Below are 15,401 nucleotides of genomic sequence, written 5' to 3' on the forward strand. Positions count from 1 at the left end.
GGCCCAGGTCGGCCACGCCATCACCGTCGTCGCCAGCTACACCGACGGCTTCAGCCACGCCGAGACCATGGCGTCCACGGCCACTGGCTCGGTCGCCAACATCAACGACGCCCCCGGCGGTTCGGTGACGGTCACCGGCACGGCGACGCAGGGCCAGACCCTGACGGCCAGCAACACCCTGACCGACGCCGACGGCCTGGGGACCATCAGCTACCAGTGGAAGTCGGACGGCGCGAACATCGCCGGGGCCACCGCCTCGACCCTGACCCTGGGCCAGGCCCAGGTCGGTCACGCCATCACCGTCGTCGCCAGCTACACCGACGGCTTCAGCCACGCCGAAACCATGGCGTCCACGGCCACTGGCTCGGTCGCCAACATCAATGACGCGCCCACCGGCGCGCTCGTCATCTCGGGTTCGGCCGAGGTCGGCGCCACCCTGACGGCCTCGACGGCGGGCCTCGTCGACCTCGACGGTCTGGGGGCGTTCTCCTACGTCTGGAAGGCCGACGGGACCACGATCGGCGGGGCCACCGCCGCCGACTTCACCCTGACCTCGGGACAGCTGGGCAAGGCGATCACCGTCACCGTCAGCTACACCGACGGCTTCAGCCACGCCGAGAGCGTGGCCTCGGCCGCCACGGGCGCGGTCCAGCCCGAGCCCACGCCGCCCGTCGTGACGCCGCCCACGCCGCCGCCGCTTCCGGTGGTCATCGCCGCCGCGGGCGACGCGGTCGGCGTCGACACCACCTCGCCGAAGGTGACCACGCCCAACGTGGTCCTGCCCAATGGTACGAGCGTCGTGAACCCGGTGTTCGCGGCGGTGGAACAGGCCAAGGTCATCAGCGCCCAGCTGAACGCCGGGACCATCACCACGGCTCAAGCCACGGAGCTGCTGATCGACCTGTCCGCGCCGACCCAAATCGTGGTGCACGAGACCTACAACTTCTTCACCGGGACGCCGCCGACGGCGGTGGGCTTCACCTATCTGGTCGATTCCCCGAACAACGCCACCGACCTCACCGACGCCTATTACGCGGGCTTCAGCACCCTCAACCGCTTCATCAACTTCGCGGTGAACCTGGGCTCGATCGGGGACGGCAAGTCCGACTTCCAGACGACCTATGGCGCGCTGACCTTCGAGCAGGCCGTCTCCAAGGCCTATGACACGGTGATCGGCGACCAGAGCGCCCGCGGCTTCGATCCCGTCGCCAGCAAGGCCTATGTCCTCAGCCAGCTGTCCTACTTCAAGGCGCTGGGCGGCGACGATCTCGGCGCCAAGGCGGCCATGATCGGCTTCCTGCTGGGCGTCGGCGCGGCCGAGCACGTGGGCCCCTACTACCAGGCCGCCCACGACTACGTGGCGCCGCAGATCCAGCTGGTTGGATCGGTGGCCTCGTCCGTGGCCGAACTCGGCTAGAGCGACACAAGAAAAAGGCGGGCCGCTTGAGCGGCCCGCCTGATCTTCTAGTCCGTGGGACCGGCGGTTAGCCGACGTCCTCGCTGTCGGCCTCGGCCGGCTGGGCGCCGCTGAAGGCTTCGCCCGAACGCTCCCACCAGTAAGGCTGACGCACGCGCTTGCCGGTGCTGACCTCGTTCAGCGTGGTCGGGTCGTAGAGACGGCCGCCCAGCATCACGCGGTTGATCTTGTCGCTGTTGCGGATGTCGACCGTGGGATCGGCGTCCAGCACCAGCAGGTCGGCCAGCTTGCCGGCTTCCAGCGAGCCGACGTCCTTGGAATAACCCAGCGAGCGCGCGGCGTTGATGGTGCCGGCCGCCAGGGCCTCGACGGGCGTCCAGCCGCCGCGCACGAATGACCACAGCTCCCAGTGCGGGCCGAGGCCCGCCTGCTGGCCGTGGGCGCCGATGGCCACCTGCACGCCGCGATCGGCCAGCTTCTTGGCCTCGCGAGCGGTGGTGCCGTCGACATAGTCCTCTTCCGGCGCCGAGGTCCGGCGGACGTTGCGCGCGGCCAGCAGGGCCGGCGGGGCGTGCTTGGACAGCAGCGGGTGCTTCCAGACGTCCATGTGCTGGCGCCAGTAGGGATCGCCGGCCAGGCCGCCATAGGCCACGACCAGGGTCGGGGTGTAGTTGGTCTTGCTCTGCGACCACAGGCTCACGACGTCGTCGTAGAAGTGCTCGACCGGCAGGTTGTGCTCGACCGTCGAGTTGCCGTCCTGCACCAGGCTGATGTCCATGCTGTAGAGCGAACCACCCTCCGGCACGACCTCCATGCCCTCGCGCTGGGCGGCGATCACCACCATCTGGCGCTGCTCGCGGCGGGGCTGGTTGTAGTTCTTGACGCTGTGGGCGCCCTGAGACTTCAGCCGGCGGACGTGGGCCAGGGCGTCGTCGAGATTGTTGATCTCGGCATAGACCTCCGGCGACTTGGCCCCGTAGATGATTTCGCCCGTCGAGAAGGTGCGCGGGGCCAGGATCTTGCCGGCCCGCTGCATCTCGCCGGCCACGAAGATCTCGGCGGCGCGGGCCGACGGATCGTGGATCGTGGTCGTGCCCATGGCCAGGTTGACCATCGACGACCAGTTCTGCTGCGGAACGAGATCGTCCTCGCCCTGCTGCCCGTGGGCGTGGGCGTCGACCAGACCGGGGATGATGGTCTTGCCGGCCACGTCGATCAGCTTGGCGTTGGCGGGGATGACCGCGCTGGCCTTGGGGCCGACCGAGACGATGCGGTCACCGTTGATGACGATGACGCCGTCCTCGATCACGCCGCCGCTCTTGTCGGCCATCGTCACGATGCGCGCGCCGGTCAGGGCGACGACGCCGGTCGGCTTGTCGGCGGTGACCTCCATCGACAGCGACAGGCCGGTCGAGATCGGCTTGAACTTGCCGGCGTCCTTGGGCGCGTCAGCCGCGGCCGGGCCGTTGGCGTACAGCGCCTCGGTATTGGCCGTGAACAGGGTCGGGCCCATGCTCCAGTGAATCTGCGAGCCGCCGTTCGACCAGTTGATGAACTCCGCGCCCTCGGCGCTGACCCGGGTGACGGGCAGGGGGCCGCCCTTCTGGTCGACCGAGACATCCTGCGTGCCCGGCAGCAGCGGCATGACGAAGGCTTCGTAGTTCTGGCGGAAGGCCACGTTCTGGCCGTCGGGCGCGACCTGGTAGTCGTTGACCAGCTCGCCGCTGGCGTGGACGTGCTTGGCCTCGCCGTCGAGATTGGTGCTGACCAGCTGGCGCTTGCCCTTCTCGGACATCAGCATGAACACGCGGTCGTTGCTGGCGCCGAACTGCGGCTCGGAACCCTCACGCGAGATCCGCACCGGCGTCCCGCCCGAGGCGGCGACACGATAGACGCCCGGGTTCTGCGACCAGCGCGCCGAGGTCAGGCCGCCGCTGCGGCGCTGCTCGAACACGATCGTCTTGCCGTCCGGCGAGAACTGCGGGAACCCGAAGTGGCCCGGCTGGCTCATCACGTCCTTGGCCGCGCCGCCGGCCGCCGAGACGGTGCGGATGTGGCCCAGGCCGGCATCGGTCCAGCCGACGAAGACGATGGTCTTGCCGTCGCGCGACCAGGCTGGATAGAGCTCGAACTCGGCCTCGTCGTTGGTCACGAGGCGACGCGCGGTCCCGCCGGCCGTCGGCTTGACCCACAGCTTGCCCAGGGTCTCGAACACCACGGTCTTGCCGTCCGGCGAGACATTGGCCCAGCGCGGCATCTTGGTCTGGAACTTGTCCGGCGCGACCTCGATCTGCGGGTGGGTGGCGTCGATGACCACGCGGGTGTCGTCGACCTTGAACGGGATGACGCTGTTGGCGCCATCGGCCACGTTCACGCGACGGATCTTGCCGCCGGCCCAGAACACCACGCTCGAACCATCGGGCGTCCAGGCCATGTTCGGGTAGACGCCGGTCACCGCCCAGGTCTCCTGCACGTCTTGATCCAGCGCGTCATAGACCTTGCGTTCCTCGCCCGAGGCCAGGTCCTTCACGTAGAGCTTGGACTTGGCGCGCTCGCGGCGGACGAAGGCGATCTTCTTGCCGTCCGGCGACGGGGTCGGGCGCACCGAGCCGCCGACGCCCGAGACGGCGGTGGTCACCTCGCCGGTCTCCAGCTCATAGCGCTCGATGTCGAAGAGATCGGTGTTGGAGTCCTGGGCGTATTCGAAGATCGGGCCCGAGGTGACGTTGCGGACGTAGAAGATGCTCTTGCCGTCGGCGGCGTAGATCGGCTCGCCCAGTTCCTTTTGCAGCACCTCGCTGGCGCGCTTGACCAGCGGCACGCCGCCGCCGCCCGAGACGTGGTAGATCCACACCTCGCCGGTGCCCAGCGAGCGGCCGGTGGTGAAGTGCTTCTTGGCCACGATGTAGCGGCCGTCCGGGCTCCAGCTGGGCTGGTTCAGGAGGCGGAAGTCCTCCTTGGTCACCGCGCGCTTGTCGCTGCCGTCCAGGTTCATCACCCAGATGTTGTCGCCGCCGCCGCGGTCCGAGGTGAAGGCGATGCGCTTGCCGTCCGGCGAGAAGCGCGGCTGGTGGTCATAGGCCAGGCCCTCGGCGATCCGCGTCGGCGTGCCGCCGGCGATCGGCATGGTGTAGATGTCGCCCAGCAGGTCGAAGGCGATCAGCTTGCCGTCGCGCGACACGTCGACGTTCATCCAGGTGCCGTTGTCGACGGCGATCTTGATCTCGCGGGTGGTCACGCCGGGCGGGGCGTTGACGTCCCACTTCGCGGGTTTAGCCGCATCCGCTGCGGGCGGCGCGGTCTGCGCCAGAGCCGAGCCCGACATCAACAACAAGGCGGCCAGCGCCGTCAGCCGACGATCCATTCCCAATACCCCCTACAAGCGCATTCTACGAGCGCGGAACGGGACCCTATGGGGGAACCCGCGCGGAGTCACGGTGGAGGTTGGAAGGTTTTTGCGGGGGCGTTTATCTGCCTGACAGGGCGACGGTGAGCCCGGTCGCCGGCGCGGGTTGCTCCGACGGCGTCCAGCGCGCCCGGGCCGCCACCCACAGCGCGGCCGTGCCGCCCGCCACCAGCAGCGCCTCCACCAGCAGGGCGGCCGGCGACTGTTGGCCCCAGCGCAGATCGGCCAGGTTCAGGAGCTCGTTGGCGGCCTCGGCCAGCACCGCGCCGGTGACGAACACCGGCAGCGAACGGCGGCCCAGCACGGCCAGGAACGAGCTGGGATCGGCCCGATGGATCAGGCGGATCACCGGCGCGTCCGCGAAGGCGACGAACAGATAGACCAGCGCCAGCAGGTGCAGCACCCGCAGCGGCGACATCATGCTCTTGCTGGCGCCCAGCCAGAACATGTCGTCGCGGCCTGCGACCCAGGCCCGCGCCTCGGGCCAGTAGGGCAGGGCGTGCAGCACGACGACATAGCCCAGCACCAGCGCCAGGGCCGCGCCGGCCAGCAGGCGCGAGCGCGGCGGCCGCACGCCTTGCTGCATCGCCGCCGCCAGGGCCACGCCGCAGACGAAGGTCACGGTCCAGGGCAGGATGTTCAGCATCAGCGACGCGCCGGTCAGGCTGTCATGATCGACCCACTTCAGCTGGCCGGCGCAGATCCAGACCAGGGCGGCGGGCGGCAGGGCCAGCCACCAGCGCCGGGCCGCCAGCCACAGGAACACCGGCGCCATCACCATCAGCCCGACATAGAGCCGCAGCACCATCGACAGGCCGATCGACTGCTGCAGGGTCAGCACATGCCAGGCCGCCAGCGGCCAGGGCTCGTCGGCCAGCATGCGCAGCTGCGGCGCGCTCAGCATCACCGCCGGACCCACCAGCGCCGCCAGTCCGGCCAGGAAGGCCAGGGTGGCGCCGATCAGCAGCACGTTGCAGCCATAGAGCTTGGCCGACCGCCTCCACAGCGCCCCCACGCTGTCGCGCAGCTCCAGCTTGCCATAGGCCAGGAAGGTCGAGACGCCCGACAGGAACACGAACAGGTCGGCGCTGTCGGACAGCCCGAAATTCGACGGCGAGAATTGGTGCAGCACGCCAACCATGATGTGGTTGACGTAGATGTTCACGAGGCAATAGCCCCTGATCACATCGATGGCTGCGATACGCTTGAGCAAGGCGCGGCATCCACTTGACGTTGTGCGTCAAGTTGTCGCGCCTGAGTGGTGAACTACCGGTAAAGCTGTGTGGTATTTCCGACATTACCATCTTGGGTAATCGTTTGCGGGGGCTCCCGCTGAATCGGCGCAGGTGCTCCCAGACCGTGCACGCAGATATTGACTAGGCGCGCGACGCAAAGTTCGCTGACCCTGGCGTAACGACGATCGACAAAGGGGGCTTTGTCCGTGAGCTTTAAGACCAAGGACTTCTCGCTGGCCCTGCGGCCAGGCTACACGACCGCGTCGCTGCACGAGATCGCCGTCGGCGACTTCAACGGCGACGGCAAGCTGGATCTGACGTTCTCGTATTTCCTCTATCCGCTGGAGGACCGCGCGGTTCCGATCCGCGTGCTGACCGGCGATGGGGCGGGCGGGTTCGCGGACGCGACCACGGCTCTCTTTGGGGCAACGCCGCCCGCCACGGTGCACGGTCGCCAGATCGTCGTCGCGGACTTCAACAAGGACGGCCGCGCCGACGCCTTCTTCGCCGACCACGGCCTGGACGCCGCGCCCTATCCTGGCGCGCGCAACGCCCTCTTCCTGTCGTCGGGCGCCACGGGCCTGACCAACGCCGTCACCAACCTGCCCAACATCGCCGACTTCAGCCATTCGGCGGCGGCGGGTGATGTCGACGGCGATGGCGACATCGACCTCTTCGTCGGCAACCAGGGCGACGGCGACAAGTACCCCTACCTTCTGCTCAACACCGGTTCGGGCGGCTTCACCCTGAGCCGTTCGGGCCTGCCGACCACCCTGCACAGCGGTGATCCGGGGATCACCACCAGCACCCTGTTCGACGCCGACGGCGACGGGGACCTGGATCTCTTCCTCGGCCCCTGGGACCCGCGCCAGCGCGCGGCCGTGATCCTGGAGAACGACGGCAAGGGCAGCTTCCTCAAGACCCTGACGACGATCAACATCCCGGCCCACGGGACGTCGGAGAACGTCATCGACAGCAAGGCCGTCGACATCAACAGCGACGGCTATCTCGATCTGGTGGTCAATACGGTCGTCGACTTCTTCAATGTCGGCTCGATCCGCTTCTACATCAACGACGGCAAGGGCCACTTCACCGACGAGACCGACGCGCGCCTGCCGTCGCGCAGCGCCGACAGCTGGAACACCCGCGTGCAGTTCGCCGACCTGAACGGCGACGGCAAGGTCGATATGCTGGTGTCCAACGGCACAACCCGGCCGGTATTCCTCAACGACGGCTCGGGACACTTCATCCAGGCCGGCGCCGATTTCCTGCCGGGGGTCTCGCAGTACGACAAGCTTTATGCCGGCGACTTCAATGGCGACGGGCGGATGGACGTGTTCAGCGTCGGCGGGACCTATGACGGCGCCGAGCACTTCAAGGTCTATCTGGCCGAGGGATCCAACGCCGCCGTCGTCACCGCCATCGGCAGCGTCCTGCGGACGTCGAACGCCACCCTGGCCAATGACCTGTCGAACAGGATCGCCTCGGGCGCCCTGACCCAGGCCGCGGCGGTGGCCGAGGTGGTCAAGGGCGCGACCGCCACCACGTCGGTGGCGACGCTGTCCTACGAGTTCTTCACCGGCAAGATCCCGAGCCAACTGGGCGTCGATTTCCTGATCTCGCCGACGGGGCCGAACACCACCAGCCTGAACAGCGCCTATTACGCCCAGTTCGACACCATCAACCGCTACATTAATTTCGCGGTGAACCTGGGCAAGAACGGCGAGGCCAAGGACAGCTTCCTGGCCAGCTATGGGTCACTGTCGCTGTTCGACGCCACCAGGAAAGCCTATGCGGCGATCTTCGGGGCCACGCCGACCGACGCCAAGGTCCACAGCCTGATCGACACCCGCGTGGACTACCTGGCCTACTACGGCGGCGACGGTGCGACCGGCATCGGGACCAAGGCGGCGATGGTCGGGTTCCTGCTGGCGGCGGCGGCCACCGAGCATGTCGGGGTGATGGCCAGGTCGAATGACGCCTGGCTCACCGACCTGGCAGACGGCTCGGCCCCCTATGCGGTCAACATCGTCGATCCCGCCGCCGGCTACTACAAGGCCGAGTTCGTCTTTGGCGGTTAGCGCGGGATGTCCGACGAACGGGGCGGGTTTTCCCGGATGTCCAGGGCGGCGGCTTGCGCGGGCGTCAGATCCAGCTTGGCGGAGGCCTCGGGGCCGGTGCTGGTGTTGATCGCGTCGCCGATCGCCGCGGTGGGCGCCAAGCTGACTTGGCGCAGCATGGCCGCGCGGTCGCGGGCGGCATTGGCCAGGTTGAACCTGACGTTCCTTTGGCCGCGATCGTCGGCGGGAGACAGGGTGGTGGCCGTCGCGTCCTGTCCTTCGCTGGCGACCTGATCGTAGAGGCGCAGCGCGTCGTCACGGCGCCCCTCGTTCTGATAGGCGCCGGCCAGGTTGAACTTGTTGAGCGGCGAGGGATCGGCGGCGGCGGCGCGTTCGAACAGAAGGGTCGAGGTATGGGTGTCGCCCAGGATCGAGGCGACTTGGCCCTGGTTGGCCGACACCCGGCCATCATCGCCCGGAAGACGCGCCGTCGACAGCGTCGATGCGGCGTCCGCCCGTGCGGAGCTGTGGTTGGATGCGCAACCGGTCAAGAAAATAGCAAGGCCAAGACCGGCCGTGAGGTATAACTTGGTCATATGAATTAAACCTTCGGCCGAAATGACCAAATATTTAACGCATTGCCAGGCGGTATAATATCAAGACGATTTGATATTTATTTTGATGATGTCGTGCAACTTAAGTTGTGTTTGATGAGTGTGCTTAAGCTGTCGTGACGTCGAGACGCAGGGGGCACGCTCTAATGCGGTCGCGCCTGCGCCAAGGCCTGTGCCAAACTTTCCAGCGAGAACGGCTTGCTCAGGAAAGGCCAGTCGCCCGCCCGCGCCCGGCCCTGGTCCCCGCCGGTGTAGCCCGAGCACAGCACCACCGGCAGGCCCGGCCGCGTCGCCGCCAGCTGCTCGGCCAAATCCACGCCGCTCTTGCCGCCCGGCATGATCACGTCGCTAAGCACCAGTTGGATGCCGTCGTCCTGAGCGAGCCGCACTAACGCCTCGTCCACCCCGCCGGCCCGGACCACCGAGTGGCCGAGGTCGTGCAGCATCACACCGACCAGTTCAGCGACCTGGGGGTCGTCCTCGACCAGCAGCACCCGCGAGGGGACCTGGGCCTGGACGTGGTCGACGGCCGGGGCGGTGTCGCCCGTCGGCGCGCCCTCGTCGATCGGCAGCAGCAGGGCGACGCTGGCGCCTTGGCCGGGCTTGCTCTCGATGTCGACCGAGCCACCCGACTGCCGCGCGAAGCCGTAGACCTGGGAGAGACCGAGGCCCGTACCCTCGCCGGGGGCCTTGGTGGTGAAGAACGGCTCGACCGCGCGGGCGATGGTGGCCGGGTCCATGCCCATGCCGGTGTCGCGCACGGCCACGCGCAGATAGCGGCCGGGCTCCAGCTCGCCCTGCTTCTTGCTGATGGTGACGGGGCGGCTCTCGATGGTCACCTCGCCGCCGGGCGGGGTGGCGTCGCGGGCGTTGACCACGAGGTTCAGCAGGGCCGCCTCGAACTGGCCGGCGTCGATGCGGGCGGCGCGCACGCCCGCGCCCAGGCGCAGGTTGAAGGTGTAGGCGTCGCCCAGGGCGCGTTTCAGCAGGCTCTCGCACTCGGCGATCAGGCGGTCGACGCGGCAGACCTCGGGCTTCAGCGGCTGGCGGCGGGCGAAGGCCAGGAGGTGTTGGGTCAGCTTCTCGCCGCGCTTGGCGGCGGCCAGGGCGGCGCTGATCATCCGCTCGCGGCGGCGCTCGTCGTCGGGGTGGCGCTCGACCACGTCCAGGGCGCCGATGATCACGGTCAGCAGGTTGTTGAAGTCGTGGGCCACCCCGCCGGTCAGCTGGCCGATGGCCTCCAGCTTCTGCGACTGCAGGAGGGCGGCCTGGGCGGCGTCGCGCTCGGCCACGGCGGCCTCGACGCGCTCTTCCAGGAGCTCGTTGACGCCGGTCAGCTTGGCCTCGGCCTGCTTGGCGTCGGTGGTGTCGAAGGCGATGCCGATGAAGCCGGTGAACGCCCCGTCCGGCCCGAAGCGCGGTTGCGAGAACGACTTCATCCAGCGCCACTGGCCGTCGGCCCGGCGATAGCGGCCCTCCAGATGGAACGGCTTGCGCGAGGCCTCGCCCTGGACCTGGGCTTTCAGGATGTCGGGCAGATCCTCGGGGTACAGGCGCGTGCGCCAGTCCATGGTCACCGCGCCCTCGTAGTCCAGGCCCGTGAAGTCGACATAGGCCTTGTTGACGAACTCGCGGATGCCGCCGGGGCGCGAAACCCACATCAGGGCCGGGGCGCTGTCGGCCAGCATGCGGAAGCGGGCCTCGCTCTCGCGCACGTTCTCCTCGGCGCGGCGGCGGTTGGTGACGTCGAAGTTCAGGCCGATCATGCGGATCGGCTTGCCGTCCTCGTCGCGGATCACCTCGCCGCGGCCGTGGACCCAGCGCTCGCCCTGGCCGGTGTCGGCCAGGCGGTACTCGACCTCGTAGTCCTCCTCGCCGCGCAGGGCCTGGCGCACGCGCTCGTTGGTCATCTCGCGGTCGTCGGGATGCACGTAGCGCGGGATGTCGGCCAGGGTGACGACGATGCCCTCGGGCACCCCCATGTTCCGCCGCGCGCCAGGCGACAGATAGAGCTCGCGGGTGACCATGTCGTAGTCCCAGGGCCCGACGCCGGCGGCGGTCTGGGTGACGCGCAGGCGGGTCTCGGCCTCGGCGCGTTCCTCGCGCGCCTGGGCCAGGCCGCGCATGGCCCCGCGCAGGCCCTCGGCGACGGCGACGATCATGATCGCGCACATCAGGTAGATGACCATGGTGGCCAGCTCGTCCTCGGACATCGGGACGGCGCCTTGCTCGCTCCACAGCCACCAGCCGAAGCCCGCGCCGGCGATCAGGGGAACCAGCCCCCAGCGCCAGCCGGCGTATAGCGTCACCAGCATGATGGCCGGGAAGAAGGGCTGGGTGGCCCCGACGCCGCCGTGCAGACCCAGCAGCGCGATGCGCATCAGCACGGCCATGGCCACGCCGATCAGCGACGCCACCGCGCACCGCCAGGCAGGCGGCGGAACCGGAGGGATCAGCCAGGCGCTAATCAGCCCGTAGATAGGGCCAAGCTCGTCGGTTCGTTGATCGGAGACCAAGGATGGGGCGTCCTTTTTCTCCATAGGCGCTCCCCGTAAAAGTCTTGCCAAGAGCATGGACGAGCTTACCTAGGACACGCAACCGAGGAGATTACGATGGCCGACGCCTTGAACACCGGATTGAGCGCCAAGCAACGCGCGGACATCGCGGCTTCGCTGAACAAGGTGCTGGCCGACAGCTATGCGCTCTATCTGAAGACGCACGGTTATCACTGGAATGTTCGCGGCCCGAACTTCCAATCCCTGCACGTCTTGCTCGAAGGTCAGTACCAGGAGGAATGGGCGGCGCTGGACGACATCGCCGAACGCATTCGCGCTCTGGGTGAGCTGGCCCCGCAGGGCTACGCCGCCTTCGGCAACCTCTCCAGCATCAAGGACGGCAATCCCGAGAATGAGTGGGAGGCCATGCTGAGCGAGCTGAAGGCTGACAACGAAACGGTTATCCGCACCCTGCGCGACGCCTTCCCGGTGGCCGACGACGCCGGCGACGAGGCCACGGCCGACCTGCTGACCCAGCGTCTGCAAGCGCACGAGAAACACGCGTGGATGATCCGCTCGACCCTCGGTAGCAAGTAAGCTGACCGGGGACGGGGTGGGGACCCTGACCGCGCATCCAGGCTGGAAGGCCGCCGCGACCCTGCTGGTCGTCGGCGGCCTTTCCGCGTGCGCGACCTATTACGTGCCCTCCGGTAGCGGCCGCGAGGCCGGCCTCATGCGGGTGACCGGCAGTTTCAGCGAGCGTGGGTTGCGCCACTATGTCGCGGACTTCGACCCGGCCATGCTGGCCCTGGCCAAGCGTCACGACCCGCGTCCGAAGAAGGACTACTGGGGCCGCGTCGAGGGCTGGGAGGTCATCAATCTGAAGGCCATCCCGCGTCTGGGCGATCGGGTTCCGGACTTCGACGAAGCCCGCGTGATCAACGCCCTGCGGCCGGCGGTCCCGGAGGACCTGGAATACGCCAAGCCGTTCGTATTGACCGGCACGGCCGACGCCCGCGCCAAGGCGCTGAACTGCCTGACCCAGGCGGTCTATTACGAGGCCGGGTTCGAGCCGGGCGAGGGCCAGATGGCCGTGGCCCAGACCGTGATCAACCGCATGCGCCACCCCGGCTATCCGAAGTCGATCTGCGGGGTGATCTACGAGGGCGCGGCGCGCTCGACCGGCTGCCAGTTCAGCTTCGCCTGCGACGGCTCGCTGGCCCGCACGCCTCCGCCGGTGCTGTGGGCCAACGCCCAGGCCGTGGCCAGGCGGGCCCTGGCCGGCTTCGTGTTCAAGCCGGTGGGCGTGGCGACCCACTACCACGCCGACTACGTCTCGCCGTACTGGGCCCCGACGCTGGTGAAGCTGAAGCAGTTCGGCCAGCACATCTTCTACCGCTGGACCGGTCCGGCCGGGATGCTGAAGGCCTTCACCGGCAAGTATTCGGGCAATGAGACGGTGAGCGCCGACATCCTGATGGCGGCGGATCCGAGGACCCTGGAGGCCGCGCCGCCCGAGGTGCTGGCGGCTCAGAACGCGCCGGCGGGAACGCCGGTGCCGACCGGCGCCATGGCCCAGATGCTGGGGGTGTCGAACCTGGTCCTGCCGGACGCCAAGATGGTCTCGGTGCCCGACGCCAACTCGCCGACGGGCGAGCGGATCACGATGCAGGGCACGGTGGCCGGGCGCAGGATCCCGACGGCCGAAGAGATCGCCAAGATCAACAAGGCGCTTGAGGCGGTGAGCGAACCCCCGCCAGCGGTGGTCGCCGCGCCGGCGGCTGCTCCAGCGCCGCCGCCCCCGCCGCCAAGGCCCAAGCCCCGGCCGCCGAGCCTGCTGAATCCGCTGAACTAGAGAGAACAGATGCTCCCCCGCGATGCGGGGGAGCTGTCGCGAAGCGACTGAGGGGGCAAGTGCTGCCTGAGCCGAGCTAGCCCCCTCCGGCCCTCTGGGCCACCTCCCCCGCATCGCGGGGGAGGATCTAGTTCGGAGCTACCAAACCCCGATCTTGTTCGCTTCCGCATGGCTGATCGGATGATGCGCCGCCTTGTGGTCCTCTTCGGCCAGGAACCGCACGGCCTCCAGCGCCGCCATGCAGCCCATCCCGGCCGCGGTCACCGCCTGGCGATAGACGTCATCCGTCACATCCCCGGCCGCGTAGACGCCCTCGATCGCCGTCGAGGCCGTGCCCGGCTTGACCTTCAGATAGCCGCCCGGACCCACTTCCAGCTGGCCCGCGAACAGCTCCGACGACGGCGCGTGGCCGATGGCGATGAACACGCCGTCGGCGGCGACATCGGTCGTCTCGCCGGTCTTGATGTTCTTCAGGCGGGCGCCGGTGACGCCCATCGGATCGGTCTGGCCGGTGACCTCGTCGATGACGCTGTCCCAGATGACCTCGATCTTCGGGTGGGCCAGCAGGCGCTCCTGCAGGATCTTCTCGGCCCGCAGCTCGTCCTTGCGGTGGACCAGGGTCACCTTGCTGGCGAAGCTGGTCAGGAACAGGGCTTCCTCGACGGCCGTGTTGCCGCCGCCGACCACGATCACCTCTTTATTCCGATAGAAGAAGCCGTCGCAGGTGGCGCAGGCGCTGACGCCGAAGCCCTGGTACTTGCTCTCGCTCTCCAGGCCCAGCCACTTGGCCTGGGCGCCGGTGGCGATGATGATGGTCTCGGCGATCCAGTCCTGGCCGCTGTCGGTCTTCACCGCGAACGGGCGCTTGGAGAGGTCGACGCTGGTGACGATGTCGCTCACGAACTCGGTGCCGACATGCTCGGCCTGGGCGCGCATCTGGTCCATCAGCCAGGGACCCTGGATGACGTCGGCGAAGCCCGGATAGTTCTCGACATCGGTCGTGATGGTCAGCTGGCCGCCGGGCTGGATGCCGGCGATCAGCACGGGCTTCAGCAGCGCGCGGGCGGCATAGATGGCGGCGGTGTAGCCGGCGGGGCCCGAACCAATGATCAGGCAGCGGGTCTGGCGGGGAGCGGTCGTGGACATGGCGGATATCTAGGCGCGATTCCGCTTCGGCGCTACTCGCAGGCGCCCCCAGATCGATTGACGCCTCATCCACTTTTGATGGGTTAAACTGGCGGCAACCACGTTTCCGGGTGATCCCTCATGTCCGCCCCCTTCATCGAGATCGCCGGCCGCAAGATCGGCGCCGACTACTCGCCCTATGTGATCTGCGAGCTGTCGGGCAATCACAACGGCAGCCTCGAGCGCTGCCTGACGATGGTCGACGCCGCCGCCGACACCGGCTGCGATGCGATCAAGATCCAGACCTACACCGCCGACACCATCACGCTGGACGTCGACCGGCCCGAGTTCAAGATCAAGGGCGGCCTGTGGGACGGGCGCACGCTCTATGAGCTGTACCAGGAAGCCCAGACGCCGTTCGAGTGGCACGCGGCGATCTTCGAGCGCGCTCGTCAGCGCGGCGTGACCATCTTCTCCAGCCCGTTCGACGAGACCGCCGTCGACCTGCTCGACAGCCTGGGCGCGCCGGCCTTCAAGATCGCCTCGTTCGAAGCCGTCGACCTGCCGCTGATCAAGTACGCCGCCTCCAAGGGCAAGCCGCTGATCATCTCGACCGGCATGGCCAATCTGCAGGAGATGCAGACGGCGCGCGACACCGCCCTGGCCGCAGGCGCGGCGGGCGTGCTGCTGCTGCACTGCGTGTCGAGCTATCCGGCCACGTTCGGCGACGCCAATGTCCGCACCGTGCCGGACATGGCCGCCCGCTTCGGCTGCCCGATCGGCCTGTCGGACCACACGCCGGGCACGGCCGCCTCGGTGGCGGCGGTGTCGGTGGGCGCCTGCGTGATCGAGAAGCACTTCACCCTGGCCCGCGCCGACGGCGGCCCGGACGCGGCCTTCAGCCTGGAGCCGGCCGAGTTCAAGGCCCTGGTCGACGACACCAAGAACGCCTGGGCGGCCCTGGGCGCGGCCCACTACGACGTGCTGGGCGCCGAGCAGGGCAGCTTGCTGTTCCGCCGCTCGCTCTACGTCACGTCTGACATCAAGGCTGGCGAGCCGCTGTCTCGCGCCAACATCCGCTCGGTCCGCCCCGGCAACGGCCTGCCGCCCGCCGAGCTGGACAACGTCCTGGGCAAGACCGCGACGCGCGACATCGCGCGCGGCGAGCCGCTGGACTGGTCGATGGTGGGTTAG

General features: G+C 68.4%; 9 protein-coding genes and 1 pseudogene. 5 read left to right on the forward strand and 5 right to left on the reverse strand.

The genetic code is table 11. The annotated features are described in order from the left end of the window. Nucleotides 1–1,417, forward strand: a pseudogene (locus AC07NI_RS23600) (hypothetical protein); the annotation flags it as partial. A gap of 67 nt (nt 1,418–1,484) precedes the next feature. On the opposite strand, the gene AC07NI_RS23605 reads toward AC07NI_RS23600, so the two are convergent. Both AC07NI_RS23605 and opgC read right to left on the reverse strand, forming a co-directional pair. Next, nucleotides 1,485–4,781, reverse strand: coding sequence for an amidohydrolase family protein (locus AC07NI_RS23605; RefSeq protein WP_494623697.1), 3,297 nt, complete (start codon nt 4,779–4,781; stop codon nt 1,485–1,487). 103 nt (nt 4,782–4,884) lie between these two features. Next, nucleotides 4,885–6,036: an OpgC domain-containing protein gene (opgC, locus tag AC07NI_RS23610; RefSeq protein ID WP_494623698.1), complete on the reverse strand. Its 1,152-nt coding sequence runs from the start codon at nt 6,034–6,036 to the stop codon at nt 4,885–4,887. A gap of 228 nt (nt 6,037–6,264) precedes the next feature. Between opgC and AC07NI_RS23615 the strand changes: the two genes are divergently transcribed. Next, nucleotides 6,265–8,139 carry an FG-GAP-like repeat-containing protein gene (locus AC07NI_RS23615; RefSeq protein ID WP_494623700.1) on the forward strand — a complete coding sequence of 625 codons (1,875 nt, stop codon included), beginning with the start codon at nt 6,265–6,267 and terminating at the stop codon, nt 8,137–8,139. Here the strand turns inward: AC07NI_RS23615 and AC07NI_RS23620 are convergent. Together AC07NI_RS23620 and AC07NI_RS23625 are read right to left on the reverse strand one after the other, a co-directional pair. Continuing rightward, nucleotides 8,136–8,579: a hypothetical protein gene (locus AC07NI_RS23620; protein ID WP_494623702.1), complete on the reverse strand. Its 444-nt coding sequence runs from the start codon at nt 8,577–8,579 to the stop codon at nt 8,136–8,138. The genes AC07NI_RS23615 and AC07NI_RS23620 overlap by 4 nt on opposite strands. Nucleotides 8,580–8,875: 296 nt before the next feature. After that, nucleotides 8,876–11,305, reverse strand: coding sequence for a PAS domain-containing protein (locus AC07NI_RS23625; protein WP_494623704.1), 2,430 nt, complete (start codon nt 11,303–11,305; stop codon nt 8,876–8,878). 39 nt (nt 11,306–11,344) lie between these two features. On the opposite strand from AC07NI_RS23625, the gene AC07NI_RS23630 reads away from it, so the two are divergent. Further along, nucleotides 11,345–11,824 carry a Dps family protein gene (locus tag AC07NI_RS23630; RefSeq protein WP_494623706.1) on the forward strand — a complete coding sequence of 160 codons (480 nt, stop codon included), beginning with the start codon at nt 11,345–11,347 and terminating at the stop codon, nt 11,822–11,824. Between the two features lie 16 nt (nt 11,825–11,840). Further along, nucleotides 11,841–13,082, forward strand: a complete 1,242-nt coding sequence (locus AC07NI_RS23635) for a cell wall hydrolase (protein WP_494623708.1) — start codon at nt 11,841–11,843, stop codon at nt 13,080–13,082. Between the two features lie 138 nt (nt 13,083–13,220). On the opposite strand, the gene trxB is transcribed toward AC07NI_RS23635, so the two are convergent. Next, entirely contained in the window at nt 13,221–14,228 is a 1,008-nt protein-coding gene (trxB, locus tag AC07NI_RS23640; protein ID WP_494623709.1) for a thioredoxin-disulfide reductase, read from the reverse strand. 120 nt (nt 14,229–14,348) lie between these two features. Here trxB and pseI point away from each other — a divergent pair, with 120 nt between their 5' ends. Continuing rightward, nucleotides 14,349–15,401, forward strand: a complete 1,053-nt coding sequence (gene pseI, locus AC07NI_RS23645; RefSeq protein WP_494623711.1) for a pseudaminic acid synthase — start codon at nt 14,349–14,351, stop codon at nt 15,399–15,401.

The sequence above is a fragment of the Caulobacter sp. GW821-FHT10E02 genome, from assembly GCF_059415225.1.

What these genes read in the sequence shown, in the direction of transcription:
- trxB (WP_494623709.1), bottom strand. Translation starts at nt 14,228, where the DNA reads ATGTCCACGACCGCTCCCCGCCAGACCCGCTGCCTGATCATTGGTTCG.
- pseI (WP_494623711.1), top strand. Translation starts at nt 14,349, where the DNA reads ATGTCCGCCCCCTTCATCGAGATCGCCGGCCGCAAGATCGGCGCCGAC.
- AC07NI_RS23630 (WP_494623706.1), top strand. Translation starts at nt 11,345, where the DNA reads ATGGCCGACGCCTTGAACACCGGATTGAGCGCCAAGCAACGCGCGGAC.
- AC07NI_RS23625 (WP_494623704.1), bottom strand. Translation starts at nt 11,305, where the DNA reads ATGCTCTTGGCAAGACTTTTACGGGGAGCGCCTATGGAGAAAAAGGAC.
- AC07NI_RS23605 (WP_494623697.1), bottom strand. Translation starts at nt 4,781, where the DNA reads ATGGATCGTCGGCTGACGGCGCTGGCCGCCTTGTTGTTGATGTCGGGC.